At 70.1% G+C, this 26,817-nt stretch carries 25 protein-coding genes and 1 tRNA gene; 12 read left to right on the top strand and 14 right to left on the bottom strand.

Annotated features, from left to right (window positions below):
- Positions 1-79: 79 nt before the first annotated feature.
- Positions 80-526: a hypothetical protein gene (locus ABD652_RS00665; protein WP_344717261.1), complete on the bottom strand. Its 447-nt coding sequence runs from the start codon at positions 524-526 to the stop codon at positions 80-82.
- A gap of 103 nt (positions 527-629) precedes the next feature.
- On the opposite strand from ABD652_RS00665, the gene purN reads away from it, so the two are divergent.
- On the top strand, positions 630-1,211 hold the full coding sequence (gene purN, locus ABD652_RS00670; RefSeq protein WP_344717262.1) for a phosphoribosylglycinamide formyltransferase: 582 nt from the start codon (positions 630-632) through the stop codon (positions 1,209-1,211).
- A gap of 74 nt (positions 1,212-1,285) precedes the next feature.
- Positions 1,286-2,191: a DUF4031 domain-containing protein gene (locus ABD652_RS00675; RefSeq protein ID WP_344717264.1), complete on the top strand. Its 906-nt coding sequence runs from the start codon at positions 1,286-1,288 to the stop codon at positions 2,189-2,191.
- Positions 2,192-2,504: 313 nt separating this feature from the next.
- On the opposite strand, the gene ABD652_RS00680 is transcribed toward ABD652_RS00675, so the two are convergent.
- Complete coding sequence (locus ABD652_RS00680; protein ID WP_344717265.1) at positions 2,505-4,028, bottom strand: cell division protein PerM; 1,524 nt, start codon at positions 4,026-4,028, stop codon at positions 2,505-2,507.
- Between the two features lie 113 nt (positions 4,029-4,141).
- Positions 4,142-4,900, bottom strand: coding sequence for a TSUP family transporter (locus ABD652_RS00685; protein WP_153142736.1), 759 nt, complete (start codon positions 4,898-4,900; stop codon positions 4,142-4,144).
- Between the two features lie 211 nt (positions 4,901-5,111).
- On the opposite strand from ABD652_RS00685, the gene ABD652_RS00690 reads away from it, so the two are divergent.
- The gene (locus ABD652_RS00690; protein ID WP_344717266.1) at positions 5,112-6,359 is read left to right on the top strand and encodes a glycosyltransferase family 4 protein; all 1,248 of its coding nucleotides are present in this window, start codon (positions 5,112-5,114) and stop codon (positions 6,357-6,359) included.
- 27 nt (positions 6,360-6,386) lie between these two features.
- Here the strand turns inward: ABD652_RS00690 and ABD652_RS00695 are convergent, their stop codons facing one another.
- Positions 6,387-7,565 (bottom strand): App1 family protein phosphatidate phosphatase, encoded by a 1,179-nt coding sequence (locus ABD652_RS00695; protein WP_344717267.1) that lies wholly within the window; start codon positions 7,563-7,565, stop codon positions 6,387-6,389.
- A 74-nt stretch (positions 7,566-7,639) separates the two neighbouring features.
- On the opposite strand from ABD652_RS00695, the gene ABD652_RS00700 reads away from it, so the two are divergent.
- Together ABD652_RS00700 and ABD652_RS00705 are read left to right on the top strand one after the other, a co-directional pair.
- A complete protein-coding gene (locus tag ABD652_RS00700) occupies positions 7,640-8,548 on the top strand; it encodes an inositol monophosphatase family protein (RefSeq protein WP_344717268.1) in 909 nt (302 codons plus the stop codon).
- A 195-nt stretch (positions 8,549-8,743) separates the two neighbouring features.
- Positions 8,744-9,865, top strand: coding sequence for a VIT1/CCC1 transporter family protein (locus ABD652_RS00705; RefSeq protein ID WP_344717269.1), 1,122 nt, complete (start codon positions 8,744-8,746; stop codon positions 9,863-9,865).
- A gap of 100 nt (positions 9,866-9,965) precedes the next feature.
- On the opposite strand, the gene ABD652_RS00710 is transcribed toward ABD652_RS00705, so the two are convergent.
- The 5 genes from ABD652_RS00710 to ABD652_RS00730 all read right to left on the bottom strand — a co-directional run bounded on the left by ABD652_RS00710 (position 9,966) and on the right by ABD652_RS00730 (position 15,033).
- A complete protein-coding gene (locus ABD652_RS00710; RefSeq protein ID WP_344717270.1) occupies positions 9,966-10,772 on the bottom strand; it encodes a FadR/GntR family transcriptional regulator in 807 nt (268 codons plus the stop codon).
- A gap of 119 nt (positions 10,773-10,891) precedes the next feature.
- Positions 10,892-11,578 (bottom strand): N-acetylmannosamine-6-phosphate 2-epimerase, encoded by a 687-nt coding sequence (locus tag ABD652_RS00715; protein WP_344717271.1) that lies wholly within the window; start codon positions 11,576-11,578, stop codon positions 10,892-10,894.
- Positions 11,578-12,516: an ROK family protein gene (locus ABD652_RS00720; protein WP_344717273.1), complete on the bottom strand. Its 939-nt coding sequence runs from the start codon at positions 12,514-12,516 to the stop codon at positions 11,578-11,580. The genes ABD652_RS00715 and ABD652_RS00720 overlap by 1 nt, the downstream gene beginning before the upstream one ends.
- The gene (locus ABD652_RS00725) at positions 12,513-13,430 is read right to left on the bottom strand and encodes a dihydrodipicolinate synthase family protein (protein WP_344717274.1); all 918 of its coding nucleotides are present in this window, start codon (positions 13,428-13,430) and stop codon (positions 12,513-12,515) included. Before ABD652_RS00725 ends, ABD652_RS00720 begins: the two co-directional genes overlap by 4 nt.
- Entirely contained in the window at positions 13,423-15,033 is a 1,611-nt protein-coding gene (locus ABD652_RS00730; protein ID WP_344717275.1) for a sodium:solute symporter family protein, read from the bottom strand. The genes ABD652_RS00725 and ABD652_RS00730 overlap by 8 nt, the downstream gene beginning before the upstream one ends.
- Before the next feature lie 289 nt (positions 15,034-15,322).
- Here ABD652_RS00730 and ABD652_RS00735 point away from each other — a divergent pair, with 289 nt between their 5' ends.
- Entirely contained in the window at positions 15,323-15,991 is a 669-nt protein-coding gene (locus ABD652_RS00735; protein WP_344717276.1) for a hypothetical protein, read from the top strand.
- A 105-nt stretch (positions 15,992-16,096) separates the two neighbouring features.
- Here ABD652_RS00735 and sucD read toward each other — a convergent pair whose 3' ends face one another.
- The 3 genes from sucD to ABD652_RS00750 form a co-directional block, all read right to left on the bottom strand.
- Positions 16,097-17,008, bottom strand: coding sequence for a succinate--CoA ligase subunit alpha (gene sucD / locus ABD652_RS00740; protein WP_344717277.1), 912 nt, complete (start codon positions 17,006-17,008; stop codon positions 16,097-16,099).
- Between the two features lie 16 nt (positions 17,009-17,024).
- The gene (sucC, locus tag ABD652_RS00745) at positions 17,025-18,191 is read right to left on the bottom strand and encodes an ADP-forming succinate--CoA ligase subunit beta (RefSeq protein WP_344717278.1); all 1,167 of its coding nucleotides are present in this window, start codon (positions 18,189-18,191) and stop codon (positions 17,025-17,027) included.
- A 161-nt stretch (positions 18,192-18,352) separates the two neighbouring features.
- The gene (locus ABD652_RS00750) at positions 18,353-20,953 is read right to left on the bottom strand and encodes a UvrD-helicase domain-containing protein (protein ID WP_344717279.1); all 2,601 of its coding nucleotides are present in this window, start codon (positions 20,951-20,953) and stop codon (positions 18,353-18,355) included.
- A 166-nt stretch (positions 20,954-21,119) separates the two neighbouring features.
- On the opposite strand from ABD652_RS00750, the gene ABD652_RS00755 reads away from it, so the two are divergent.
- The gene (locus tag ABD652_RS00755; protein ID WP_344717280.1) at positions 21,120-21,767 is read left to right on the top strand and encodes a hypothetical protein; all 648 of its coding nucleotides are present in this window, start codon (positions 21,120-21,122) and stop codon (positions 21,765-21,767) included.
- Between the two features lie 42 nt (positions 21,768-21,809).
- Positions 21,810-21,885, top strand: a tRNA-Arg gene (locus ABD652_RS00760).
- A 47-nt stretch (positions 21,886-21,932) separates the two neighbouring features.
- On the opposite strand, the gene ABD652_RS00765 is transcribed toward ABD652_RS00760, so the two are convergent.
- The gene (locus ABD652_RS00765) at positions 21,933-23,021 is read right to left on the bottom strand and encodes a tyrosine-type recombinase/integrase (RefSeq protein WP_344717281.1); all 1,089 of its coding nucleotides are present in this window, start codon (positions 23,019-23,021) and stop codon (positions 21,933-21,935) included.
- Positions 23,005-23,658: a helix-turn-helix domain-containing protein gene (locus ABD652_RS00770; protein WP_344717283.1), complete on the bottom strand. Its 654-nt coding sequence runs from the start codon at positions 23,656-23,658 to the stop codon at positions 23,005-23,007. Before ABD652_RS00770 ends, ABD652_RS00765 begins: the two co-directional genes overlap by 17 nt.
- 68 nt (positions 23,659-23,726) lie before the next feature.
- Here ABD652_RS00770 and ABD652_RS00775 point away from each other — a divergent pair, with 68 nt between their 5' ends.
- From ABD652_RS00775 to ABD652_RS00790, 4 genes are all read left to right on the top strand, one after another.
- Positions 23,727-23,957: a helix-turn-helix transcriptional regulator gene (locus ABD652_RS00775; protein ID WP_344717284.1), complete on the top strand. Its 231-nt coding sequence runs from the start codon at positions 23,727-23,729 to the stop codon at positions 23,955-23,957.
- Positions 23,958-24,047: 90 nt separating this feature from the next.
- Positions 24,048-24,641, top strand: a complete 594-nt coding sequence (locus tag ABD652_RS00780; protein WP_344717285.1) for a hypothetical protein — start codon at positions 24,048-24,050, stop codon at positions 24,639-24,641.
- Between the two features lie 391 nt (positions 24,642-25,032).
- Positions 25,033-26,181 carry a hypothetical protein gene (locus tag ABD652_RS00785; protein WP_344717286.1) on the top strand — a complete coding sequence of 383 codons (1,149 nt, stop codon included), beginning with the start codon at positions 25,033-25,035 and terminating at the stop codon, positions 26,179-26,181.
- A gap of 367 nt (positions 26,182-26,548) precedes the next feature.
- Positions 26,549-26,767 (top strand): hypothetical protein, encoded by a 219-nt coding sequence (locus ABD652_RS00790; protein WP_344717287.1) that lies wholly within the window; start codon positions 26,549-26,551, stop codon positions 26,765-26,767.
- Positions 26,768-26,817 lie beyond the last annotated feature (50 nt).

The following is a 26,817-nucleotide window of genomic DNA, read 5'->3' on the forward strand; positions in this document are numbered from 1 at the left end:
GCACCGTGGGTCCACGGTGCGGCCCCTGCTCGTCGCGACGGCCTCTCGCCCGGTCGGCCCGGCGCGCCTCAGGAGGTCGTCAGGGAGACATCCCCGGGATCGTGGAGAGCATGTCCTCCTCGTAGTCGCTCACGCACTGGTCGCTGGACCGCTGGGTCAGCGCCTCGGCGCGGCATTCGTCGTAGGTCGCCGTCGCCTCCCAGAAGATCGCCTGGGCGCCGCCGGTGAGCCCGAACAGCCCGCAGCAGAGGATCCCGACGACGGCGCTGACGCGGATCATCGGCGGCAGGCGACGCCGGATCGCCGCCACCAGCAGCACGATCCCGCCGACGACGCCGGCGAGCCCGGCGATCGGCGTGATCAGCCGCCACGGCAGCGGCACCTGGAGCCCGATGTAGGCCAGCACCAGCGCCAGCACCAGCCAGCCGGTGGACCGTGACCAACGACGCAGGACCTCCGGGTCCGTCTCGACGGGACGACTCTCCTGGGACCCCGGCCCGGAGCCGTTCGGCGGTGCAGTGCTCATGGCACACCAGCCTACGCGTCGCGCCGTCGTCGGCTCACCTTGAACAGACCCCGCCCGTCGGTCGAGGCGCGGGGTTCGGGACCGGACCAGTAGGCTGGCCTCCATGCGCATCGTGGTCCTGGTCTCCGGCTCGGGGACGAATCTGCAGTCGATGATCGACGCCGTCGACGCCGGCGAGCTGCCCGTGGAGCTCTCCGCCGTCGGCTCCGACGTGCCCGACTGCGGCGGCCTCGCCCGCGCCGAGAAGGCGGGGCTGATGACCTTCTCCGTCCCGCTGGCCCGCGGCGACGACCGCGAGGCCTGGAACGCCGCGCTGCGCGACGCCGTCGTCGCCCACGCCCCGGACCTGGTGGTCACCGTCGGATTCATGCGCATCCTGGGCCCGACGTTCCTCGACGGAGTCGACGCGCCGATCATCAACACCCATCCGGCGCTGCTGCCGTCCTTCCCCGGCGCCCATGCCGTCCGCGACGCGCTGGCCCACGGCGTGCGCGTCACCGGCTGCACTGTGCATCTGGTCGACGCCGGGGTGGACACCGGCCCGATCATCGCCCAGGAGCCGGTGCACATCCTCGACGGCGACGACGAGCAGGCTCTGCACGAGCGGATCAAGCGCCTCGAGCGGCGTCTGCTGATCGACACCCTGGCCGCGCTGGCCGCCGGTCGGAGGCTGCCGACCGGCTGATCGCCCTTCCGGCGCCCGGCCCGGCCGCCCCGCCCCTGATCCCGCACCCGCCCGTCCCGGAGATCGATGGCCCCATGACGATCTACATCGACCCTCCCGCCTGGCCCGCCCACGGGACGCTGTTCTCCCATCTGATCTCGGACGTCTCCCTCGACGAGCTGCACGCCGCCGCCGAGCGCGCCGGGATCAGCGCCCGTGCCTTCGACCGCGACCACTACGATGTGCCCGCACATCGGCACGACGAGTTCGTCGCCGGCGGCGCCGTGCCGGTCCCCGGCTCGCAGCTGGTCCGCATCCTCGCGCACAGCGGGCTGCGTGTGCGCAGCATCGAACGCCCGGAGAAGGTCCGCGGCCGACTCGCCCTGGCCTGGGACCGCCTGCTGCCCGCGGCGCCGGAGCTCGGCGAGGAGCTGCTCGAGCGCTGGGCCGAGCCGCATCGGCACTACCACTCCCCCACCCACCTGGCCTCAGTCCTGGCCGCCGTCGCACGCCTGGAGCGGGCGGGCGAGCTCGCCGGCCCGGCCGGTGACGCCGCCCGAACGGTGCGGCTGGCCTCTTGGTTCCACGACGCCGTCTACGCGGGCGCGGGCGCCGCCGGGGACGACGAAGAGGCCTCCGCCGTCCTGGCCGAGGAACGCCTGGCACCTCTGCTGGAGGCCGCCGAGGTCGCCGAGGTCGCCCGACTGGTGCGGCTGACCGCGTCGCACGATCCGGACGACGGCGACGTCGCCGGGGCGGTGCTCGTCGACGCCGACCTGGAGGTGCTCGGCCGCGCGCCGACGGCCTACACCCGCTACGCCGAGCAGGTGCGTCGCGACTTCTCGCACGTGCCCGACGACGCCTTCCGGCGCGGGCGGGCGGCGGTGCTGCGCCGACTGCTGGACCGGCCCCGGCTCTACCGCACGACGAGCGGGCGCGAGCTCTGGGAGGACGCGGCCCGGCGGAACCTGCGCGAGGAGCTGTGCCGGCTGGAGGGCTGAGCTGCGGGGCTGGGCTGGAGGACTGACCTGCAGACCTGAGCAGGACGAACGAGCCGGGTTGAGGGGCCGCGCGCCGGTCCGCCGCACGACGGGTCCCGGTTCCTGGCCTCGGCCTCAGCGAAGTCCGTTCCGCCCCGTCGAGTTGGGCACGGCACGACGGCGACCGCGGTGCGTCCGCCCGGAGGACCAGATCGCCCCGTCCAGTTGGACGGGGCCACCGGACGACCCCGTCATGTTGCGTTCTCCCCGTCCAGTTGGACGGGGCCCGACGAACTCGACGGGGCGGACCGGCACTCGACGACGAGGCGGGCCCTCAGCGAGCGCCGTCGCTGCCGAAGCTCTCCTCGTCCCCGCCGCCGTCCGGGCGCTTCTTCGCACGCCGGGCCTGCGTCGTCGCGCGCTTCGCCTCCCGCCGGGCGACCTGCTTCTCGATCTTCCGCCGGTCGCGCTCCTCGTGCTTCTCCCGCCGCGCTTCGCGCCGTCGGCGGACCCGCTGACGACCGGTCGCCGCGTCGGGGGCGAGCCGGTGCAGCACCGGCGAGACCAGATAGCCCAGCAGTGTGCCGGCCGCGACCCAGACGGCCACCAGTCCGGCGGCGAGCAGCGCCGGCGGTCCGATCTCGGTCATCCGCCCGACGCCCAGCGACAGGCGGGAGAGCCACAGCGGCCCGAGCAGGATCAGTCCGGCGGTCAGTCCGGTCAGCAGCGCCAGCACCAGCGAGGACAGCATCAGCGAGGCCGGACGCCAGTCGATCCGCAGCGCGAACCAGTCGTCCAGGTGGTTCTCGCCCTCGCGCATCAGCCACCAGCCGGCGACGATCCCGGCGAGGACCACCAGCGCCGGGGCGAGCATCGACGGCACGGAGACGCCGGCGGGCAGCGCGCCGAGCAGCGGCACCGCCGGCAGACTGGAGACGTCGACGGCGTGCGGGGCCACCTGGGTGCCGACGCCGACGGAGAAGCCCGCTCCGACGGCATAGGACAGCGTCCACAGCACCAGGTTCGGCAGCAGGCCCAGATGCACCAGTGTCAGCCCGACGACGCCCAGCACCCCGGGATCGAGCTCCTGGTAGATATTCGCCACGTCCATCCAGTGCCGGGCGATCTGGACGGCCAGCAGCAGCGCCGAGAGCCCGACGGCGGCGACCACCGCCAGCGTGCCGGCGCGCACCACGGCCCAGAGATAGGAGCCGGCCCAGCGCAGCTTCTGCGAGAACGCCGCCACCCGGGACTCCAGGTCGACGCCGATCAGCCGGGTCCAGGACTGTGACTCGGAGTAGCCGCCGGCCAGCGAGCCGACGCCCATCACCAGGGCGGCGAAGGCCGCCGCGAGGCCGGGCTGCACGCCGAAGGCGGCGTCGTCGGCCAGCACCGCGATGCCGGCGCCGCCGGCGGCGTAGCCGACGACCAGGGTGATCATCCCCTGCCAGAGCTGGCGGGTCCACGCGCCGCGGGCAACCCGCGCCCCGGCCCGCCAGGCCAGTGCCAGGGGCACTGCGGTCAGGCCCATGGGCAGCAGGTGGAACCATCCGCCGTCGGGAGCGTCCAGGCCGCCGCCGAATGCGCCGGGTTCGAGGCTCAGCACCACCGGAGTGCCGTGGAGCACCAGCCAGATGCGGGCGGCGAGCGTGGCCAGCGATTCGACGTCGACGGCGGAGAGTCCGCCGGCCAGCCCGATGGCCAGCACCGGCACCGCCACCAGCAGGGCGCCGGCGAGCAGGACCTGGACGGCCTCGATCAGGCCGAGCAGCCACAGCGGGGGCGAGGGGAGGCGGAGGGTGCGCGTGCGCCGGCCGGCGTCGCCGGCGGAGGTCGGGTCCACGTCGGTGCGGGTCATCGTCCTCCATCGTGCCAGGCCCCGGTTCCGCCTGCGCGCGGACAGACCGGCGTTCACCGAACTCCCAGGATGGTGGAGCCCCGGCTCGGGCCCGACGACCCTCCCGCCCGGCCTCAGGCGAGCATCAGCTGCACGCCGGTGACCAGCGCGAGGACCGAGCCCAGCGAGGCCAGCAGCACCACGAAGCGGCGCACCGACTGCTCGTGCACCCGGCGCTGGATGCGCTCGCCGACCAGGATGCCGACGACGATCGCGACGGCCGCGCCGATCCAGCCCCAGAGCGGCATGTCGGGCAGCTGACCGTCGTCCAGCGAGAGCTTGATCAGGAAGGAGCACAGCGAGAGCAGGATCCACACCGGCTGCAGCGTGGCGACCATCTCGCGCACCTGCCAGCGGGCGAGCACCGCATAGATCGTCACCGCCGGACCGCCCACTCCGCCGAGGACGGTGCCGACGCCGGAGCCGACGCCGGTGACGGCCTGGGCGGTGCGCCCCTCGCCGTCGACGCGGGTGGCCACGCGGCTGAGCACCACCGAGCTGGCCAGTCCGAGCAGCACCAGCGCGGCGACGAGGACGTAGAGCGGGCCGGCCGGGGACTTCACCGAGACCCAGGCCGAGGGAGCCATGACCAGCACGGCGGGCACGCTGATCCAGAGGACCTTGTCCCAGCGGATGGAGCGCCAGACGCGCGGGAGCACCAGGACGGGGGCGAGGATGCTGATGAAGTTCACCAGCATCACACCTTCATGGGCGCCGAGCAGGACGACCATGAACGGAGCCATGATCATCCCGAAGCCCATCCCGGCGATCCGCTGCACTGTGGCCGCCAGCAGGACGAACCCCACGATGCCGGCCGTCAGTGCGATGTCCAATGCTCCGCCTCCTGTGCTGATGATCCGTCGCGCGTCCCACGTGACGCGCGTCATGTGCGTCGTCGCGGTGATCCCCGACGCCGACGCACTGGAAGACTCTACGCGGAGGGCGCCGAGCTTCGCACTGTTCGGCCGGGGTTCACCGAACTCTCACGCGGAGGTCCGCCGCCGGTGACATGCCCGCGCCATGCTGGGGGTCGTGAAGGTCGTCGTGGTCGCTGAATCATTCCTCCCGCACATGAACGGCGTGACGAATTCCGTGCTTCATGTGCTCGCCCACCTGCGCCGCCGCGGCGATGACGCGGTGGTCATCGCCCCGGGCAGCTCGATGCTGGTCCCGCCGACCTCCGACGCGGTCGAGCGCAGCGAGGAGCAGGTCGAGGGCTTCCCGGTGGTCCGGGTGCCCTCGCTTCCCTTCCCCGACTACCCCACAGTGCGCGTGGCGGCGGGCTTCGTGCTGCGGATCCGCCAGCTGCTGGACCGGATCGGGCCCGACGTCGTCCACGTCGCCTCGCCCTTCGTGCTCGGCTGGCGCGCGATCCAGGCCGCCCGCGACCTCGGCCTGCCGACCGTCTCGGTCTACCAGACCGAAGTGCCCACCTACGCCTCGCGCTATCGGCTGCCCTGGGCCGCGGACCTGCTCTGGCAGCACGTCGACCGCATGCACCGGGCCTCGACGCTGACGCTGGTGCCGTCGTCGTTCTGCAAGACTCAGCTGCGCGACCGCGGGATCCGCCGGCTGAAGACCTGGCGCCGCGGCGTCGACGGCGAGCGCTTCTCCCCGGCCCGCCGCGACGAGTCCCTGCGCGCCGAGATCGCCCCGCACGGCGAGCGGCTGGTCGGCTTCGTCGGCCGGCTCGCCGCGGAGAAGCAGATCGAGGACCTGGAGGCGATCGACGCACTGGAGGGCGCGCGGCTGGTGATCATCGGCTCCGGCCCGCAGGAGGAGGAGTTGCGCCGGCGACTGCCGAACGCGCACTTCGCCGGGTTCCAGGGCGGCGACGACCTCGGCCGCCACGTGGCCAGCCTGGACGTCTTCGTCCACCCGGGCGCCTCGGAGACCTTCTGCCAGACCATCCAGGAGGCGATGGCCGCGGCCGTGCCGGTGGTCGCCGTCGGACGCGGCGGTCCGCTGGACCTGGTCGACGGCGGCCGCACCGGATGGCTGTACCGCCCCGGCGACCTGGACGGGATGCGCTCGGCGGTCGAGCACCTGGTCGGCGACGCCGCCGCTCGGGCCCGCTTCGGCGCCGCGGCCCACGAGACGGTGGCCGAGCGCTCCTGGGAGGCGGTCTGCAACCAGCTGATCGGCCACTACGCCCGAGCCGTCGAGGCCAACGAGAAGCTGCAGCGGCTGCACGCGAAGTCGTTCCTCCACCAGCAGAGCCGGCTGACCGGGCTGTTCGCCGACTTCGGCGACTGGGAGTCCTTCGGCGACCAGTTCCTGCCGCGCCGCTGAGCGCCGCCGGCAGCTGCGGAGCCGGAGCTAGCTGAGCAGCCCGTGGCGCTCCAGCTTGGCGACGATGTCCTTGCCGTCGGGCCCGTAGATCCACGGGATGCGGCGGCCGCCGACCCGCTGGCCGCCGGCGAGCTCGCCCGACCGCCCGACGTCGTCGCCGGAGCCGCCGGTCCCTCGCGCTGCGTCCTCGCGCTCGTCGACGCCGCCCAGCAGCGATTCGGCGTCCGGGTCGCTGGCGCGGCCGCCGGCCAGCATCGCCTCGGAGTAGGTCAACTGCCGGATGATCACCGCACGGACGTTCTGCGGGTGGCGACGGGCGAAGTCGGCGTAGATGGACGGGTCGTGCTGGCCGTCGTCGCCGATGAGCAGCCAGGACATCTCCGGGAAGTCCACCGCCAGGCGTTCGAGCTCGGCGACCTTGTGCTCGGCCCCGGAGCGGAACCAGCGTTCGTCGGTGGGGCCCCAGTCGGTCAGCAGCAGCGGTCCGCGCGGATACAGGTTGCGGGTCAGGAACCGGGTCAGCGTCTGGGCGACGTTCCACGCGCCGGTGGAGAGGTAGAGCACCGGCGCCTGCGGGAACCGGCCCATCAGCCGCTCCATCATCACGGCGATGCCCGGCGTCGGGGTGCGGGCGTGCTCGTCGAGGACGAAGGAGTTCCAGGCGGCCAGCAGCGGGCGCGGCAGGCGGGTGACCACCACCGTGTCGTCGACGTCGCAGACCACCCCGGTGCGCGCGGCGTCGGCGATGATGCGCACGTCCGCGGCGGCCGGCTGCGCGCCGTCGGCCTGCAGGGTGACCCGCCGCCAGCCGGGCTCGAGCTCGACGGCGATGACCGTGTCGACGATCCCGCCGCGGTCGGCGACGACGTCGAAGGTCCGCCCGCCGGCGGTGATGGTGACCTCGGCGAAGGGCACCGGCGCGGAGATGAAGTTGCGCCAGCCGCGGAAGCCGTCGGCGATGAGCTTGGTGACGCGGCGGCCGTTGACGAAATGCGAGTCCGGGGCCATGACGACGCGCGAGAAGACCCGGACCCAGTGCTGGGTGCCGTAGCCGACCATGGAGAGCACGGTGACGTTCTGTCGCCGGCGCCGGGCGAGGCGCAGCCGGAGCTGATGCCAGCGGTCCTCGGCCTTCATCGCCCGGTTGCGCGCGGCGTCCGCGTAGTGGCGGCCTGCCGCCGCCGCATCCTGTGCCACCTCAGTCACGGGACCATCCTGCCACGGGGACGGCCTCGACGGGCCGTCCGGATTCCGCGGCCCGCATCTCGTAGGCTGGTCTCGTGACGTCACGCGCCGACTCCGCCGACCACCCCTCCCCCGTCGCCCCCTCCCCCGCCGAGCTGCGTCGGATCGCCGTCGACGCCGCCGTCGACGCCGGCGCTCCGCTGGTCGACGCCTTCCGCCGCGGGATGGATGTGGACACCAAGACCAGCGCCCATGACCTGGTCACCCACCACGACACCGCCACCGAACGCCGGCTCGTCGAGGTGCTGCACGACGCAGTCCCCGACTCGCAGTTCACCGGCGAGGAGGGCGGATCCCACGGCTCCGGCACCGTGGAGTGGATCATCGACCCGATCGACGGCACCTCGAACTTCGCCCACGGCTTCGCGATGTTCTCCCTCTCGATCGCCGCGGCCGTCGACGGCGAGGTGGTCGCCGGAGTGGTCCACGACCCGGTCGGCCGGCTGACCTTCTCCGCCGACGACTCCGGCGCCTGGCTGCAGGACGGCGACGGCGAGCGCATGCTGGGCGCCGCCGGCGAGGACGACGCCCGACGCGGGCCGCGGGCGGAGGAGACGCTGAACCTGGTCACGAGCTATCCCTCGGCCGAGGCCGTCGAGTCCGCGGGGGCGGCCGCGCTGGAGACCTTCGGGACGCTGGTGACCACCTATTCGGCCGTCCGCCGGCTGATCTCCGGGGCTCTGGAGCTCTGCCACGCCGCGGCGGGCTGGGCCGACGTCGTCCTCGGCGCGGACACCAGTCCCTGGGACGTGGCCGCCGGGATGCTGATCCTGCGACGGGCCGGCGGCCGATATCTCGTCGACGGCGGCGCACCCGGAGCGCCGGACCACCTCGCCCCGCACTACCTGGGGCTGGCCCCGGGTGTGGAGGCGCCGACGGCGTCCTGGGCGCTGGCCGAGATCACCGCCCGGGACGCCGAACGCGGCGGCGATCGAGGCCGATGAGCGCGGCGGCCGGCCGGACGGCGAGCACACAGTTTAGGCATCACTGAACCCCGCGCCGTCGTCGCGCCCGAGCGACGCCTCCGGGCGACTCCGTTCATCCCGGCGCGGACGCGACGCCGGATGAGGCATGCCTGAACCTCGTCACAGGAGGAGCGACGCCGCCCTCGGCGCCGGCCGCGACGGAACAATCGAGTCGTGACCACCGACGACGCCTCCGCGCCGCAGCAGCCCGCCGCCGATCCGACGCCGCGCCAGATCCGCCGCTGGCGGAAGTATCTGTCCGACGAGATCGCCGAAGGGAAGCTCTACACCGACCTCGCGTCCCGCAAGTCCGGCGAGGAGCGGCAGATCCTGCTCGGGCTCGCCCGTGCCGAGGAGCGCCACCAGTCCCACTGGCGCGACCTGCTGGGCGAGCACGCCGAGCGGCTGCCGTCGCCGTCGGCGCACCGGGTACTGCTGAGCTGGATGGCGCGGGCCTTCGGCTCGGTGTTCATTCTGGCGCTGGCCCAGCGGGCGGAGAGCGACTCCCCCTACGCCGGCGACGCCGACGCCACCGCCGGCATGGCCGCCGACGAGGCCGTCCATGAGGAGGTCGTCCGCGCGCTGGCCACCCGCGGGCGGGAGAAGCTCTCCGGCGGCTTCCGCGCGGCGGTCTTCGGAGCCAACGACGGGCTGGTCTCCAATCTCGCGCTGATCATGGGCATGGGCGGCACCGGAGTCTCGTCGTCAGTGGTGCTGCTGACCGGCGTCGCCGGACTGCTGGCCGGAGCGCTGTCGATGGCCGCCGGCGAGTTCGTCTCGGTGCGCAGCCAGCGGGAGCTGCTGGCCGCCACCCGCCCGACCCAGGCGACGCTGCGCGCGGCGCCGGATCTGGACATGGACCAGAACGAGCTGGTGCTGGTCTACCGGGCCCGCGGGATGAGCCGCGAGGACGCCGAGCACCGGGCCATGGAGCGGCTCGGGCTCTTCGGCTGCGACTGCGACCCGTCGCTGTCCCACCACCCGCACGAGGACCCCGAGCAGGACGAGCACGACGTCGTCGGCAGCGCCTGGACCGCGGCGCTGTCCAGCTTCGGCTGCTTCGCCGCCGGAGCGCTGATCCCGGTGCTGCCCTACCTGCTCGGGCTGACCGGCGCGGCCGCCGTCGTCGTCTCACTGACGCTGGTGGGCCTGGCGCTGCTCTGCACCGGCGCACTCGTCGGGCTGCTCTCCGGCGCCTCGCCGCTGTCCCGCGGACTGCGGCAGCTGCTCATCGGCTTCGGAGCCGCGGGGGTGACCTACCTGCTCGGCACGCTGCTCGGCGTGAACGTGGGCTGAGGCCGGCTGTCCGCCCCTCTCCTCAGTTGCCTCTGGAGATTGGGCCTTATCCCCCTCGATGTCGGCGAGGGTTAAGGCCCAAACTCCGTGACCAAAACATCTATGCCGGTGTCGACTCCGGCTCGGGTCCACCACGATCGCCGGCCCTCGTCCGATCGCGGACGCCTGCTCCGGACTTCTCGTCGAGGGCTCGGACGATGGGCGCATAGTGGGAGGTGAGCGCGGCGCGGAAGCCGTCGACGTCGCCGGCTTCGGCGGCTGCGAGCATCGCCCCGTGAGCCCGGGCGGTCTGATCCAGGTCGGCCGCCGCCGAGACCTTCAGCTTCGGCAGCACGGCGGCGTGCACATCCCAGAAGGCCGTGACGAGCTGTCCGACGAGCGAATTGTCGAGCCGGGCCAGCAGTCCCGTGTGGAACGCGCGGTCCTGGGTCGGGAACACCCGACCGTCCGCCGCCATGGCGACCATCTCGTCGACCAGGGCGGACAGCTCCGGGTTCGAGGTCCCCGCCATGCTGTCCACGATCCGATCGGCCATGCCGTGATCGAGGGCCTCGCGCACCTCGACGACGTCGCGCAGCGCGCGCAGGTCGTCCCCGGGGCTCAGCACTCCGCGGAAGACGAGGGCCTCGACGAGCGCGTCCAGGGACATCTCGCCGACGTAGGTGCCGTACCCGTGGCGGACTTCGACGATGTTCAGCGCCCACAGCTGACGAACAGCCTCCCTGACGTTGGACCGCGAGACGCCGAGCCGCTCGCGGAGCTCGTCCTCGGTCGGCAGCACATCGCCGGGTCGGAGCCCCTCCGTCAGGATGACGTCCTTGATGCGTTCGGAGGTCGTGGCGGACTGCCCGCGTCGGGCGGCCGCCGGCCGCGACGGACTGCCGGTTCCCGGTGATGCGCTCGCCATACGTGCTCCCTACCTTCGCGGTTCGTCACCCACCGTACTGCACATAGGACGTCAGAGGTCAGAAGCTTCTGCGACGCTGAGTCCGGCCCGAGCGGATCGGCGCGCCTCGGGAGCTTCCGTCAGTCCTGCAGCACCTCGGCGAACCAGGACGTGATCGTGCTGGGATGGGTGATGGCCGTCCCGACGACCACGGCGTCGGCACCCGCCTGCCGCGCGGCGGCGGCCTGCGCGGGCGTGTGAATGCGCCCCTCGGCGACGAGCGGCACCCCCAGCTCCGCCCGTCGAATCTCCTGGACGAGGCCGAGGTCGGGGCCGTCGGTCGGGGCGCGCTCGCCGGTGTAGCCGGCCAGGGTCGTCCCCACCAGATCCGCTCCGGCGTCTGCCGCGTGTCGGGCATCGGCCAGGCTGCCGCAGTCGGCCATGACCAGCGCATGCGTCTCCTCATGCAGCCGCGCCGTGGTCTGCTCCAGAGACAGGCCGTCCGGACGGGGACGGCGCGTGCCGTCGACCGCCACCACATGCGCCCCGGCGAGAGCCACGGCATAGGCATGCTGGAACGTCGGCGTGATGAACACCCCCTCGGCACCGTCCTTCCACAGCCCGATCACCGGGACTTCGACGGCGCTGCGCGTCGCCTGGACGTCGCCGAGGCCCTGGACTCTCACGGCGGCCGCGCCGCCGCGCACCGCGGAGGCGGCGACGCCGGCCATCGTCCGCGGATCGCGCATCGGCTCGCCGGGATAGGCCTGGGCGGACACGATGAGCTGGCCCTGAAGGGCCTCGAGCGCCTGCTGCCTGGTGATCATCACAGCACCTCCTGAAGGTCTTCGGTCTGCCACAGAGCCGCCGCGCCCACCAGCGCGGCGTCGTCGCCCAGTTCCGCGGGACGGAGCGTGAGTCCGCGCACGGCAGGGATCAGCTCGTCGTCGAAGGCTCGCCGCAGAGACGGCCACCAGAGGTCCCCGGCGTTGGCCAGCCCGCCCCCGACCACGACCACCTCGGGGGAGAGCACGTTCGCGAGCCCGCCCAGGGCGGAGCCCAGCGCGCGGCCGGAGCGGTCGAAGGCGGCTCGGGCCTCTGGGTCGCCGTCCCGTGCCGCCTCGGCGAGCTCCCGCGTGGTCGAGACGCCGTCTCCGCCGGCCCGTCGGAAGGCCGCCAGCACGGCGGGACCTGAGGCGATCGCCTCGAGGTGTCCGACGCCGCCGCACGGGCACGCCAGGCCCCGGGCGGCCTCGGCCGGCACATGGCCGATATGGCCGGCCGCCGCGTGCCGCGCCGCCATCAGGCGACCGTCGGCGACGATCCCTCCGCCGATTCCGGTGCCTGCGGCCACCAGCAGAGAGCTGCGGGCATGGCGGGCGGCACCGGATCGTGCCTCCCCGAGGGCGTGCGCATGCACGTCGTTGACGGCACGCACCGGCAGATCGAGCCGGCGCGTCAGTTCGGCGACCAGCCGCGCACCGGCCCACCCCGGCATCGACTCGGTCGCGGAGAGCACCTCCCCCGTCCTCGTGTCGACGACCCCTGCCGAGCCGACCCCCACCGTCCACCGGTTCGCCGCCCCCGGATCCGCCGCCCGCCGCACGGCGGCGACGGTCTCGCCGATGCGGTCGAGGACCGCCCGTGGCCCCTCGGCCGCCGGGGTGGGCACCTCGTGCAGACAGTCGACGACGTCGTCCCGGACCGCAGCGGCCCGGATCGTCGTCCCGCCGACGTCGACGGCGAGCACTCCATCGGGCCTCATAGGAGACCCTCGGCGGCGAGGATCTCCCGAACGCGGTCGGCCTCCGAGGCGTCGAGCGAGGCCATCGGGTCGGCCATGCGGCGGGAGCCGATGACGCCCATGAGCCGCAGGGACGCTTTGAAGCCGCCGACACCGGCGGCCCCGGCCGAGACGCGGCCTCGATCCGCGGCCGCGGTCACCTGGAACAGCCGGGCGAGCCGGTCCTGCTCCGAAACCACCAGCGACCAGTCCCCGGCCTGGGCCGCCTCATAGAGACGGACATACCCTGCCGGGTCCACATTGCCGAGACCGGGCACGATCCCGGAGGCGCCGCCGAGGAGTGCGCCGTCCGCCACCACCTCATGGCCGGTGAAGGCGGCGAACGCCGGGAGACCTCGGGTCTCGAGCAGCAGCCGGCGGAAGGACACGTCGTCGGCGGAGGAGTCCTTCACCCCTGCCAGCACGCCTTCCCGGGCCAGCCGCAGCGTCACGTCGAGCGGCAGCTTGAGATGGGTCCGGACGGGGATGTCATAGGCGAACAGCGGGACCCCCACATGTCCGGCCACCGCGCGGAGGTGTCGCTCGACCTCGGCCGCGTCGGACAGCGCATAGTAGGGCGCGGTGACGACGGCGGCCTCGCCGCCGATCGCCAGCAGTCGATCCGCCTCCTCCAGAACTCGCGGGGTGGTCTGCTCATTGATGCCCACCAGCACGGGGACCCGACCGTCGGCGACCTCGAGGACCGCTCGCAGCGTCCGATCTCGCTCCGCAGCGGTCAGGTAGGGGACCTCGCCCGAGGAGCCGAGGGCGAAGATGCCGTGAACTCCTCCGTCGATCAGGTGCGCCGCCAGGGCCTGGAGCCCGTCGACGTCGACGTCGCCCTGCGCGGTGCGCGGGGTCAGCAGCGGGGGGATGATGCCGTGAAGATCATTCATGTCGAGCTCCTTGTGTCAGGTCGGGGTTCTCCTCCGGCGCGGCCGGTTCGGTGCGGGACGCCTGCAGGGCCCAAGATGTCCGGCGCCGGATGTACTCGGTGCGCCGGCCATAGATGGTCAGCGGCAGCACGTCGTGAGGTTCCGCGCCGCGTCGACCGGCGGCGACCAGCGAGACGAGGTATCCGAGGATCACGGCCCCGGCGAAGGCCGCCATGGAGACGGCGAAGGGTGAGAGTGACGTGGCCTGCTGCACGGACCAGGCGATGCATGCCCCGAGGCCCAGGCCCCCGAGCACACCGGCGGTGTTGGCCCGTCTGGTGAAGATGCCCAGGGCGAAGACCCCCGCCATCGGCACGCCGAAGAGTCCGGTGACGCTCAGGAAGAGATTCCACGTCTGCGCCTGGTCGGTCACGGACAGGTACAGCGCCACGGAGACGGACACCGCGCCGACGAGCACGATCACCAGGCGGGAGAAGCCGACTCCCGACCGCACGCCGCCCTCGCGCGACGGGAAGAAGCGGTCCCGGAGGTCGACGGTGATGCAGGCAGAGATCGAGTTCAGGCTCGACGAGATCGTCGACTGCGCCGCGGCGAAGATCGCCGCGATCAGCAGCCCCGCGACGCCGGCCGGAAGGACGGTGACGATGAAGTACGGCACCAGCGCAGAGGTGTTGAAATCGGCCGGCAGCTGATCGGCGTGCTGGTAGAAGCTGAAGAGGACGGTGCCGATCCCGTAGAAGAGCGGGATGGTCAGCAGCGCGAGGAACCCGTTGATGATCAGCGAACGGGCGGTGCTCCTCGGCGAGTCGGTGGTCTGGTAGCGCTGCACCACGTCCTGGCTCGCCGTGTACTGGTGCAGATTGTTGAAGACGGATCCCAGGAAGATGATCGGGATGGCCGCGGCCGCTCCGCCGAACTGCCAGTTCTCGGCGGTGAGGAACTTGCCGTCCTCGGCGGCGTCGGCGGCCACCGTGCTGAGGCCGCCGTCGAGGGCCGAGATGCCGAACGCCAGGATCAGGACGGCCCCCGCCAGCAGGATGATCCCCTGGACCACGTCTGACCAGACGACTCCTTCGATGCCGCCCAGGAACGTGTAGATCACGGAGAGCACGCCCACGGCCGTGGCGACGACGGCGGGACTGACATCGGTCACGGAGCTGATCGCCAGAGTGGGCAGATAGATCACGATGGCCACGCGTCCGATGTGGAAGAGCACGAACAGGACGGACCCGAGCACGCGGACGCTGGGGCCGAACCGCTCTTCGAGGTACTCGTAGGCGGTGGTGACGTTCAGCTTGCGGAAGAACGGGATATAGAACAGCACCAGCACCGGCACGATCGCGAAGATCGCGACGTTGCCGGCCGCATACGACCAGTCCTCCAGGAACGCCTGTTCAGGGGTGGACATGAAGGTGATCGCCGACAGCGTCGTGGCGTAGATGCTGAATCCGGCCGCCCACGCGGGGATCCGGCCGTTCGCGGTGAAGAATGCTCCCGTGCTGCTGCCCGCCCGTCGGGTGAACCACACTCCGATGCCCAGAGTGGCCAGCAGGTACACGATGATGACGGCCCAGTTCAGACCGCCGAGTCCCGGAGCTTCCATGGCTCCTCCTCATCTGTCGACCGAGACGGACCTCGTGACGATCAGGTCCTCGGTGATGGGTAAGACATAGGACGTCCTACCTCCAGTAAGGTACGCGACTGTGGCATGGCACACAACCCGTGGGTGAGATCGAGCCGTCCGAACGGCCGCGGCCCCTCGCCGTGGATGACGAATGCGGCTGGGATGCCCTCGCCGGCGAGCTGGACGCCTGGCCGTCTTCACCGTCGTCGTCTCCGAGGTACACGGTGCCACGTGGCAGCATCGCGCAGCTGCGCCATAGGCTGTGCGCGTGGAGCAGAGCAGTCACGACCGGCGGCACGCCGCGCAGGCACGCGAGGAGCAGTGGGAGCGGCGGCTGGCGATCCCGGTGCTGGTCGCCGCCCTCGCCTCGGTCCCGGCGGTCTTCCTCACGCTGCTCGACCAGCCGTACGCGACCGCCGGCACGGTGATCAACTGGATCGCCGGCGGCGTGCTCATCGCCGAGACCGTGGTGCTCTTCACCGTCTCCGGCGACAAGATCGACTGGCTCCGCCGCCACAAGTGGCTGGTGGCGCTGACCGTCGCCGTGGTCATCGCCGTGGTCTTCGCCGTCGGCCCCGTCCAGCTGCTGCGGCTGCTGCGGGTCGTCGGGGCGCTGCGGATCATCCGCGCCGGGCGCATCATCAAGGCCGGCCGCATCCTGCAGGAGCGCATGGGGCTGACCGGCCGGTGGTCCCGCGTGCCCGCCGTGCTGGCCTCGGTGCTCGTGGCGGCGTTCGTCGCCGTCGTGCTCTCCGACCCGACCTCGCAGACGCGCGCGATCATCGAGGGGCTCATCGGCAGGACCGGCGGCACCACGGCGGCGATCATCGCCGGGATCGTCCTGGCCGGGGCCACATTCGTGGTGATGCGCCGGCGCCTCGACGACCAGGATGCCGAGGACGACGCCGACGCGGACGACGCCGGGGAGGACGCCTGACCCCCTGCGGACGCGGACGAGCCCGCCGCCGACGCGGAGTCGGCGACGGGCTCGTCGAGGAGCGGCCGGAGAGGGATCCGTCCGCCCGAGCTCAGCGCATCAACCTCAGCCGATGACCTCGCGCAGCAGGTTCGCGGTCTCGGACGGGGTCTTGCCGACCTTCACGCCCGCGGCCTCGAGGGCCTCCTTCTTCGCGGAGGCGGTGCCGGAGGAGCCGGAGACGATGGCGCCGGCGTGGCCCATCGTCTTGCCCTCCGGGGCGGTGAAGCCGGCGACGTAGCCGACGACCGGCTTGGAGACGTTGGCCTTGATGTACTCGGCCGCGCGCTCCTCGGCGTCGCCGCCGATCTCGCCGATCATCACGATCGCCGTGGTCTCCGGGTCGTTCTCGAAGGCCTCCAGCGCGTCGATGTGCGTGGTGCCGATGACCGGGTCGCCGCCGATGCCGATGGAGGTGGAGAACCCGATGTCCCGCAGCTCGTACATCATCTGGTAGGTCAGCGTGCCGGACTTCGAGACCAGGCCGATCGGGCCGGCGTCGGTGATCGAGGCCGGGGTGATGCCGGCCAGCGCCTCGCCGGGGGTGATGATGCCCGGGCAGTTCGGCCCGATGATCCGGGTGATCGGCTTGCCGTCGGCGTCGGTCTTGGTCAGCGTGAGGTTGTAGAACTCCGCGGCGTCCTGCACCGGGATGCCCTCGGTGATGACCACCAGCAGACCGATGCCGGCCTCGATGGCCTCCTCCGCCGCGGCCTTGGCGAACTTCGGCGGCACGAAGGCCACCGAGACGTCCGCGCCGGTCTCGGCCATGGCCTCGGAGACCGAGCCGAAGACGGGCAGCTCGACGTCGGCGCCGTCCTTGTCCTGGTGGGCCACAGTGGTCCCGGCCTTGCGGGCGTTGACGCCGCCGACGATGTTCGTCCCGGCCTTGAGCATCAGACGGGTGTGCTTGGAGCCCTCGCCGCCGGTGATGCCCTGGACGATGACCTTGGAGTCCTTGTTCAGGTAGATAGACATTCTCGAGTCCCAGTCCTTACTTGTTCGCCAGCTCGGCGGCCTTGTCGGCGCCTGCGTCCATGGTGTCGGCGGTGGTGACCAGCGGGTGGGCCGCCTCGGCGAGGATGCGCCGGCCCTCCTCGACGTTGTTGCCGTCGAGGCGCACGACCAGCGGCTTGGTCGCCGCGTCGCCCAGGATCTCCAGCGCCTTCACGATGCCGGTGGCCACCTGGTCGCAGGAGGTGATGCCGCCGAAGACGTTGACGAAGACCGACTCGACCTGGTCGTCGCCCAGGATGACGTCGAGGCCGTTGGCCATGACCTCGGCCGAGGCGCCGCCGCCGATGTCGAGGAAGTTCGCCGGCTTCACGCCGCCGTGGTCCTCGCCGGCGTAGGCGACGACGTCGAGGGTGGACATGACCAGGCCGGCACCGTTGCCGATGATGCCGACCTGGCCGTCGAGCTTGACGTAGTTGAGGTCGTTGGCCTTGGCCTTGGCCTCCAGCGGGTCCTCGGCCTGCTCGTCGACGAGCTCGGCGTGCCCGGGCTGGCGGAAGTCGGCGTTGTCATCGGTGGAGACCTTGCCGTCGAGGGCGATGATCTTCCCCTCGCCGGTCTTCACCAGCGGGTTGACCTCCACCAGGGTGGCGTCCTCCTTCTGGAAGGAGGTCCACAGCTGCTGGAACACCTCGGCCAGGGCGGGGATCTCCTCGGCGTCGAAGCCGGCCTGCTCGGCGATCTCGGCGGCCTTGGCGGCGTCGATCCCGTCGTTGGGGTCGATGCTCACCCGAGCCAGCTTCTCCGGCGACTCCACGGCGAGCTGCTCGATCTCGACGCCGCCCTCCTTGGAGCACATGGCCAGGTAGTCGCGGTTCGCACGGTCCAGAAGGATCGAGAAGTAGTACTCCTCGGCGATCTCGGCGCCGGCGGCGATCAGCAGACGGTGGACGGTGTGGCCCTTGATGTCCATGCCGAGGATGGCCTGGGCGTGCTCGTAGGCCTCGTCGGGGCTCTTGGCGAGCTTCACGCCGCCGGCCTTGCCGCGGCCTCCGACCTTCACCTGCGCCTTCACGACGACGATGCCGCCGCCGATCTCTTCGGCCGCCGCCTTCGCCTCTTCCGGGGTGTGCGCCACGATGCCGGGCAGCACGGGAACCCCGTGTGCCTCGAACAGATCGCGCGCCTGGTACTCATACAGGTCCACGGGTGGTGTCCTTCTGCGTCGAAGTCGTTTCTGACATCCTCAGCGCGGCCGAGACGACGAGACGCCCCGGGAGGCTGAGCGGCACACGCCGCCCCGCAGAGCCGTGGAAGGGTCCGGGCGCAGCGTCGAGCCGGGGAAGGCGGCGCGGCCGATCGATCGGCTCAGTCCGCCTTCTCCAGGGGAGCATATCGCAGGAGGAGGCGCTTCTCTGATCCTGCGAAGCTGACCTTCGCCACGCTCTTGTCGCCGCTCCCCTCGACGGCGAGGACCTCGCCGACGCCGAACTTCCGGTGCGAGACCCGGTCACCGGGCTTCACGTCGGGCACTGCGCGGTCCGGATCGACCTGGCGGCGCGGGCCGGAGGATCCGGCGCCGGGCAGCGCAGATGACGTCTTGGTGCTGTCGGGCGCGCCATAGGCGGCCTGTCCCCCGCCCCCGGGACGGCCCGAGCCGCGGGAGGAGCCGCCGAAGCCACCGGAGAGCGAGCCGAAGCCGGGAGAGGCGTGCAGCGGCGAGGCGCCGGAGCCGCCGACGCCGCCGACCTGCAGCAGGTCCTCGGGGATCTCGCCGAGGAACTGGCTCGGCGGGTTGTACTGCTGCTGACCCCACAGATGCCGCGACTCCGCGCGGGAGAGGTAGAGCCTCTGACGCGCCCGGGTGAGCCCGACGTAGGCCAGTCGACGCTCCTCGGCGAGCTGCTCGGGATCCGTCATCGTCCGGGCATGCGGGAAGATCCCGTGCTCCATGCCGGTGAGGAAGACCACAGGAAACTCCAGGCCCTTCGCGGTGTGCAGCGTCATCAGCGTCACCTGGCCCTGCTCGGCGGCCAGCTGCTCGGACTCGGCGTCGCCGGCCGAGGGGATCTGGTCGGCGTCGGCCACCAGCGAGACCTGCTCGAGGAAGCCGCCCAGCGTGGCCGCCGGCGGAGTCTCCGAAGCGGTCTCCGCCGTCTCCGCGGCTTCGCCGTCGACGTCGCCGGCCGTCCCCGGCTGCGGGGCCGGTCCCTGGCCGGCCTCGTACTCCTTGACCATGGCCACCAGCTCGCCGAGGTTGTCCGCCCGGGACTCGTCCTGCAGATCCTTCGACTGGCGCAGCGCCTCCATCATGCCGGTCTGCTCGAGCACCGCCTCCAGCACCACCGAGGGCTTCTCCCCCTCCGCCAGCGCGGCGAGGTCGTCCATCATCCGCACGAAGGAGGTCACCGCCTTCACCGAGCGGGTCGCCATGCCCGGGGCCTCGTCGGCCCGGCGCAGCGCCTCGAGGAAGGTGGTCCGGTCGCGCTGGGCCAGCGCGGCGACCGCTCCCTCGGCGCGATCGCCGATGCCGCGCTTGGGCTCGTTGAGGATGCGCCGCAGGTTGACGTCGTCGTCGGGGTTGTTCAGCACGTGGAGATAGGCCAGCGCATCCTTGATCTCCTTGCGGTCGTAGAACCGCGTGCCGCCGACGACCCGGTACGGGATGCCGCGGCCGACCAGCCGCTCCTCCAGCGAGCGCGACTGGGCGTTGGTGCGGTAGAAGACGGCGACGTCGGACGGGCGGACGCCCTCGCGGTCGCCGAGCTCGTCGATGGTCCGGGCGATCCAGTCGGCCTCGTCGGACTCCGAGCCGGCCGCGTGCAGCCGGATGATCTCGCCGGAGCCCTCCTCGGTCCAGAGCTTCTTCTCGGTGCGCCCCGGGTTCTGCGAGATCACCGCGTTGGCGGCGTCGAGGATGGTCTGCGTCGAGCGGTAGTTCTGCTCGAGCTTGATCGTGGTGGCATCCGGGTAGTCGCGCTCGAACTCGACGATGTTGCGGATGTCGGCGCCGCGGAAGGCGTAGATGGACTGGTCGGAGTCGCCGACGACGGTCACCTCCGCCCCCGGGGTCTGCAGCCCGGCGTCGGGGTCCGGCGCGCCGGTGAGCTGGCGGACCAGCCGGTACTGGGCGTGGTTGGTGTCCTGGTACTCGTCGACCAGCACGTGGCGGAAGCGGCGCCGGTAGGTGTCCAGGATGGCCGGGAACGCGTCGAACATGTGGACGGTCTCGGCCAGCAGGTCGTCGAAGTCGTAGGCGTTGGCCGCCCGCAGCCGCTCGGTGTACTCGCGGTAGACAGTGGCCACCGCCTCGGAGAAGGGCTCGTTGGCCGCCGTGCTGGTGAACTCGTCGGCGTCGACGAGCTCGTTCTTCAGCGAGGAGATCTTGTTCTTGATCGCCCGCGGGGCGAAGCGCTTCGGATCCAGGTCATGCAGCTTCGCGATCGTGGTGATCAGTCGCAGCGAGTCGGCGGCGTCGTAGATCGTGAAGGTCGACTTCCGCCCCAGATGGGGCGCCTCGTTGCGCAGGATGCGCACGCAGGAGGAGTGGAAGGTGGAGACCCACATGCGCTCGGCCGCGGGGCCCACCAGCTGCGCGATGCGGTCCTTCATCTCCCGAGCGGCCTTGTTGGTGAAGGTGATCGCCAGGATCTGGTGCGGCCGGGCCGCACCGGACTGCAGCAGGTGGGCGATGCGCCGGGTCAGCACGCTGGTCTTGCCCGAGCCGGCGCCGGCGACGATCAGCAGCGGCGAACCGGTGTGCAGCACCGCCTCGCGCTGCGGCGGGTTCAGCCCGGCCACGGCGTCAACGGCCTCGCCCGACGGCGCGGCGGCCGGAGCGTGGTGCGGCCCCGACGCGGCGTCGTCGGCGGTCTCGGACGGGGCGTCCGGAGCCGGTTCGGAGGCGCGGCGCCGGGCGGTGCGGGCGTTCTCGGCAGGGTCCGACGGCGGGGTGAAGAGAAACTCCATGATCGTCCCAGTCTACGGTCCGGCGCCGACGCACGCCGCCCGCGGCGAAGGCTGTGCAGGGACCCTCGGCGGGCGGCCGGCGGCGCACTCTGGAAGAATCGACGACGACGGGGCCGACGACGGCCCGGCTCGACGACGGACCGACGACACGGGGTGAGGAAGCAGCATGTCCACACGGCGGAAGAAGCCCCGCGGCGCACCGCAGCCGGCCGATGGCGACAGGTCGAGGACGTCGGCCGCGCCCTCGGCCTCGTCCGGCGCCGGCTCCGCCACGCAGCGCGCGGCCGCACAGTCCCAGCCGATGCTGCTCGTCGGCGCGCTGGTCGTCACCGCGGTCCTGCTCTTCGGGTATCTGCACCTGCTCGTGCTGCCGCAGATGACCCAGCTCTCCGGCGGCTTCGCGATGCCCGACGCACGGGTGCTGGGCTACGACCTCGAGGACGTCGAGCGGCTCCAGCAGGTGATGAACGCCGACGCCCGCGGACAGCTGAGCTTCGTGCACAAAACCGCCGGCACGCTGTTCCCGCTGGCGGTGCTGCTCGCCTCCTGGGCGACCGCAGGCCTGGCCATGCGGCGCAGGGCGCGCTGGCTGGTGCTGGCCGGCGCGGCGATCTTCGCCGTGGTCGACATCGTCGACAACGTGCTCATCGACCGGCTGCTGGCCGCCGACGCGCCGTCGACCGCCGCCGTGGCGACTGCCTCGACACTGACCGTGGTCGGCTGGGTGCTGCTGATCCTCGTCGGGTTGTGTGTGCTGACGTCAGTGCTCACCCGGCTGTTCCGCCGCACTGTGGTCGAGCCGACGAGCCGCTGACGCGCCGCACGCGGGACCAGACGGTAGGATGGTTCCGGTCCAGCCCCCGTAGCTCAGGGGATAGAGCACCGCTCTCCTAAAGCGGGTGTCGCAGGTTCGAATCCTGCCGGGGGCACCAATAAAAGTGCAGGTCAGACGAACAGAGGACTAGCAACCAGCCATCCGCTATTTCGAGGCGGTCCGCAAATGGTCCGCAGCGGCGGTCGCTCGACGCTCTGAGAGCCGTTCAGCCACGAAGTCGAGGTCCTCGTCAAAAAGGTCCGAGTAGACGTCGAGCGTCGTCGAAGGCTTGTCATGCCCCAGGATCCGCTGCAAGGCAAGTACAGAGGCTCCAGCGGAGACGGCGAGTGATGCAGCGGTATGCCGCATCTCATGCGGTGTCAGCCCCGGGAACCCCGCCTCAGCGGCAGCGGCGTCGAACCATGCTCGCCGCATGTTCCGCACCCGGAGCACGCCCCCACTCGGCGAGGGGAACAGCAGGTCATCATCTGTCTTCCCCTCGATGGACGCCGAAATCTCGCCATCCAGGAAGTCCGGCCAAGGAACCGAGCGGCGCTGATGATCCTTGGGCTCCGACCAGACGAGCTGTCCATCGACCTCAGTCACAGACTCTTCAATTCTGAACCTGCGACGGGCAGGGTCCACAGCACCTCGTTTGAGGGCTGCGAGCTCTCCGAACCGTAGACCTGCATAAGCCAGCACGTGGACTATCGGAGCCCTCTCCCCCGCTGCTGATGCGAGAGCTTCGACTTGCACCCCCGACAAGTAGCGACGCCGCTTGATGTCCTGCCGAGGCAGCATCACATCCGCGGCGGGGTTCATGGCAAGACGCTTCGTCTTGACGGCCTGCGTCAGGACTCCGTTCAGGACGCCAAACGTCTTCCGGACGGTTCCACCGGCCATCCCACTGTCGACGAGCTCGTTGACCCATGTCTGAATGTCCTCGTGATGCAAATCAGCCAGTCGCGCATCGCCCCAACGCGGCAGAACGTGGGCGTTCAAGATGGATGCGTTGCGCGAGCGTGTCGATTCAGACCATGAAGGTGTCCTGCTCCAAGCATCGGCCACTGTCGCCACCGTGGACCGGGAACGCGCCGGATCCACATATGTCCCGGTCAGAACAGACGCGGAGACCTCGTCCAGCCAGTTCCGCGCCTCAGCCTTCCTGCGAAAGTGGCGGGCGTGCTCCTTGCCCCTTGCGTCTCGGTAACGTGCCCGCCACTGCCCATTCGGCCTCTTAGCAATGCTGGCCATACTCGTCGTCCTCCACACAGGTCAGATTGGGCAGCCACTCGGCCAGGCTGAGCCGCTTGTAGAAGTGCCCACGCCTCTTGAATGCACCTGCCCGGTCATCGACAAGCATCTCTTCGGGAACTCCGACGGCACGAAGAGCTACGCGGGCGGCCCCGTGGTCGCGACCGAATGCGGTGCTGAGCAGGTCCTGCGTAGTCCCCTGCCATTCAAAGCTCTCTGTCGGACGCTGAACTGCATCACGTAGGAGGGTGCGGGCATCGCGCTTCTGCTCCGCCCTATCGAGCTCCAGGTCCGCAGCGCGCGCTGCGTCGCTCGCTTCAGCCACGCGCTCTTCGGCCGCGTCAACAAGAGCACTGAGCTCGTCCTGCTCACCCCTCAGATCACGCAAGTTGAGGTCGAGATCGAGAACCTCGCAGAGGACCACGGCTTCAGACAGCTTCACTGCCCGGTAGCCGCCCTCCAACCGAGAGAGTGCAGTCTTCGACAGGGGAACACCGAGCGTCTGCAGGCGCTCAGAGAGCCACGCCTGCCCCTTGCCCAACGATTCACGCGCGACACGGACACGTTTCCCAAAATTTTCTGCGGGCTCTGAGCCAGAGTTTCGCCTGTCCAACAGGTCATCTTGCGATTCGTTCATACTCACAAGCTAGCAGATATTGCAACCATATGGTTGCGGCTAGGCGCAACCGCTCTTACGTTGTAGGCATGAACACACACGAGCAGCGCCCAGCCCAGGCCGCCCACGATGAATACCTCACGGCCGATGAAGTCGCGAAGCTCCTCAAAATTCCGCGATCGACACTGTCGTGGTGGCGGCAGAAGCGGACGGGCCCACGGTTCGCACACGTCGGCCGCCACGTCCGCTATCTCGCCTCTGACGTCCAGGCTTACTGCGAGGCGGCCATCGTCCCGACGTCTGACACCCGCCCCAAATGAAAGTGGCCGCAGATCACCATCCGCGGCCACTCTTTCGGCACGCCCTGCCAGGCGCACCTACTTGAACTTCATGACACCGAGGATACCCGCATGAGCATCGCGCAGACCAGCGCTTTTCCCTCACCCCCGGCTCCAGCCAGGCCAACTCTAGGCCCAACCACCCCCTTCACTCAGGTCCCCCGGGAGGCCCTCTGGAACAACCAAAAGTTCCTTAGCGCATCCAATTCGGCCAAGCTGGTCTATCTGGGGCTGATCACGCACAAATTGGTCGATGCCGCCGGCATCGTCCGAGCTACCGCGGACGGACTCTCTGCCTCACTCCGGACGCTGGCCAGGGAAGATGTCAACCAAGCACTCCAGGAGCTGGAGCGCCTCTCGCTCACCCACAAGCATCACGAAGAGATCTTCGTGACCGCCTGGTTTGAGATTACGCGGGCACTCGACGATTGCAACAATTTTCGGAGCTTCATCAGGGCCTACGAGCGCATCACGTACGAGCAGATGCGTCACTGCGTACGGAGCTGGCTGGGTCACGCAGCACAATGCAGAGCAGAGCAGTCTGGCGGACTGAATTCCAGCGTCACCGCGGAACTCACGACTTGGGCGGAGCAGGAGGGGGCAGAGCTCGGCCCGCTCAAGACGAAGGGCAAGCGGGGAAAAGCCCCCTCGCCCGCAAAAGGATAGGACGTCAGCAAGTGCCAACTCCGAGTGACTCCACTGTAGGTGAAGCGCTTTCATGCTCTAAACGCGCTGACGCTAACTGCTGTGGGCCAGGACAATCTTGACAACTGAGCGACCCGCCCTCGTCGCCGCACCTCGCTCAACGCTTGCGCAGAACCGTGGGCGCGTCGAAAACCGCTTGTCGCCGGCGCCCATTTCAGGCAGCCGACCCCTCAGCCCATGCCCACCTCGCCCTATACTGGGGCCTCGTCTAGCGACCGAAGTACACCCCTGTTGCATACATGGAAGCATGTGACCTGACTTTCTCAATCGAAAGTGCTAGGACTGCGGAGGACAGAACTTTCGACTGCTAGGAGAAGGCATGTCAAGTTCGCATTCGAGCGCCTGGATCAGGATGATCTCGCTCGACCATGAGTCTGGCGCCGCATCGATCGTGAAGGCAGATCGGGAGATCGTCACAACTCGCATCGTGGTCCCAGCCGAACAAGGGTCAGTCACACGAACGACCTTCATCCCCGCAGAATCGCGACTGGAAGTTGTTGCGGTTGACGAAACCTTCTCGATGAGGCTGGGCGGTCCACAGGATGCGCCGTCAGCCCCAGTTGTGTACCTCGATCAGAATCATTGGATCGACTTCGCCAAGTGGCGCAAGAGGCCTACTGACCTCACCCCGTCCAAGAGACCATTCTTCGAGCTGCTAGACCAAGCAGCGAACGAGGATCGTGCCATCGTTCCGATCTCGAGCGCCCATCTGTCGGAGACATCGAACCGGGGAGCAAGGGAGAGCAGACTCGACCTCGCCACGACGATGCTCCACTATTCACGAGGCTGGCAACTTCGCACCGTCCTCGCACTTCGTCGAGGCGAGCTGCGAGCACTCTTCGGCGGAGCACCCGTCACCAAGACCGATGCCATCACCTTGGCCCCTGATGCCATTCTCGATAAGGATCCAAACCATTCGCTCGACACACAGGGACTTGGCCCTGAGATCACAGCACTCGTTCAACAACAAGTGTGGGCGTTCGTGCTCGTCAATCTTCTACTAGACCACGAACCAGCAAATGGGGCAGGCCGAGAGGCAGCCGAGGAGTGGGCTCAGTCCTTCGCCCCGCTCGCCGAGAATTTGAGAATCAACTCCAAAGCTAGGGCTCTCTCCCGGGACGCGACACGAATACGCTTCATCTCGGACCTGGGAAGGGACCTCCCGGCCGCCGCGAAGGAGTCCGGCTTAGACTCCGACCAATTCAGCGAGTGGCTGCAGAACCAGGCAGAGAACGCAATACTCGCAACACCGGGGTTGGGACGCATGCGAGAGGTGCTCCATTTCCGCCTCTCGAACGCCGACGACATTTGGGAAGGGAACGATCTCAACGACTGGCTGCACCTGACCTACGCGGCTGGTTACTGCGACATCGTGCTTGGCGAGAAGAAAACCATCAACTACCTCCTACGCGCGGAGAAGTCCGTCCCCCAAGGTGCCATACTGCACCGTCGCTCAGCCGACGCGTACGAGGACCTGAAAACTTTGCTGGGGCCCTCCTGAGCGTGCCTCAAAACTGCCATTCTGAACGGGCGCGCCCTGCATCGGCATCCGGAACGTGTCAGCAACGCCCGGTGCTCACACAACATTGCCGGGCGATACCTAGTTGCCACGTGAGTAACAGCCCTCCCTATCACCCTTCTCTCACTTTTGGCTCACGCCAACGGTCAACTCGGAACCCGGCGAGATGCCGCACGAATGACAGGACGCAGCAGGACCGCACCAGAGACCCAGGGGTCGTCGCGCTCCCGCTTGCACAGCCATCTCAAGACCTCCTGCCAACATTGCCGACGCGCTACCCCGTGGCTTCATACCTCGCATCACGCGCAAAGACTTCCACCGATCCGATCCGGCGTTTCATGATGGCTTTGTGAGCAACGCGACGAACCACCCCGGGACGGGCCACAGGAAGGGCAACGTAAAGAAGCAGTTCTTCCGTGTTCGAGGGGAGAGCCGGATCCGGTGGATCGGCAATCAGGCCGATTGGCGGCACGTTCATCGCACCGGCGTGCCGATCGTGTGCCCGGACCAGGACTGCGCGCAGCAGATGAAGGCCATCCAGCGCACAAAACCGGCTCTTCGCAGATGAGGGTGTAGAGACAGGTCCCAGTGGTCTGGGCGTGGCGGTGTCTGGATAGA

Origin of the sequence: Nesterenkonia halobia (assembly GCF_039536005.1) — a bacterium.
Lineage (GTDB): Bacteria > Actinomycetota > Actinomycetes > Actinomycetales > Micrococcaceae > Nesterenkonia > Nesterenkonia halobia.

Excerpts from the sequence above, each read along its gene's own strand:
- ABD652_RS00665 (WP_344717261.1), bottom strand. The coding sequence starts at position 526 with ATGAGCACTGCACCGCCGAACGGCTCCGGGCCGGGGTCCCAGGAGAGT.
- purN (WP_344717262.1), top strand. The coding sequence starts at position 630 with ATGCGCATCGTGGTCCTGGTCTCCGGCTCGGGGACGAATCTGCAGTCG.
- ABD652_RS00675 (WP_344717264.1), top strand. The coding sequence starts at position 1,286 with ATGACGATCTACATCGACCCTCCCGCCTGGCCCGCCCACGGGACGCTG.
- ABD652_RS00680 (WP_344717265.1), bottom strand. The coding sequence starts at position 4,028 with ATGACCCGCACCGACGTGGACCCGACCTCCGCCGGCGACGCCGGCCGG.
- ABD652_RS00710 (WP_344717270.1), bottom strand. The coding sequence starts at position 10,772 with ATGGCGAGCGCATCACCGGGAACCGGCAGTCCGTCGCGGCCGGCGGCC.
- ABD652_RS00715 (WP_344717271.1), bottom strand. The coding sequence starts at position 11,578 with ATGATCACCAGGCAGCAGGCGCTCGAGGCCCTTCAGGGCCAGCTCATC.
- ABD652_RS00720 (WP_344717273.1), bottom strand. The coding sequence starts at position 12,516 with ATGAGGCCCGATGGAGTGCTCGCCGTCGACGTCGGCGGGACGACGATC.
- ABD652_RS00725 (WP_344717274.1), bottom strand. The coding sequence starts at position 13,430 with ATGAATGATCTTCACGGCATCATCCCCCCGCTGCTGACCCCGCGCACC.
- ABD652_RS00730 (WP_344717275.1), bottom strand. The coding sequence starts at position 15,033 with ATGGAAGCTCCGGGACTCGGCGGTCTGAACTGGGCCGTCATCATCGTG.
- sucD (WP_344717277.1), bottom strand. The coding sequence starts at position 17,008 with ATGTCTATCTACCTGAACAAGGACTCCAAGGTCATCGTCCAGGGCATC.
- ABD652_RS00750 (WP_344717279.1), bottom strand. The coding sequence starts at position 20,953 with ATGGAGTTTCTCTTCACCCCGCCGTCGGACCCTGCCGAGAACGCCCGC.
- ABD652_RS00755 (WP_344717280.1), top strand. The coding sequence starts at position 21,120 with ATGTCCACACGGCGGAAGAAGCCCCGCGGCGCACCGCAGCCGGCCGAT.
- ABD652_RS00765 (WP_344717281.1), bottom strand. The coding sequence starts at position 23,021 with ATGGCCAGCATTGCTAAGAGGCCGAATGGGCAGTGGCGGGCACGTTAC.
- ABD652_RS00770 (WP_344717283.1), bottom strand. The coding sequence starts at position 23,658 with ATGAACGAATCGCAAGATGACCTGTTGGACAGGCGAAACTCTGGCTCA.
- ABD652_RS00775 (WP_344717284.1), top strand. The coding sequence starts at position 23,727 with ATGAACACACACGAGCAGCGCCCAGCCCAGGCCGCCCACGATGAATAC.
- ABD652_RS00780 (WP_344717285.1), top strand. The coding sequence starts at position 24,048 with ATGAGCATCGCGCAGACCAGCGCTTTTCCCTCACCCCCGGCTCCAGCC.
- ABD652_RS00785 (WP_344717286.1), top strand. The coding sequence starts at position 25,033 with ATGATCTCGCTCGACCATGAGTCTGGCGCCGCATCGATCGTGAAGGCA.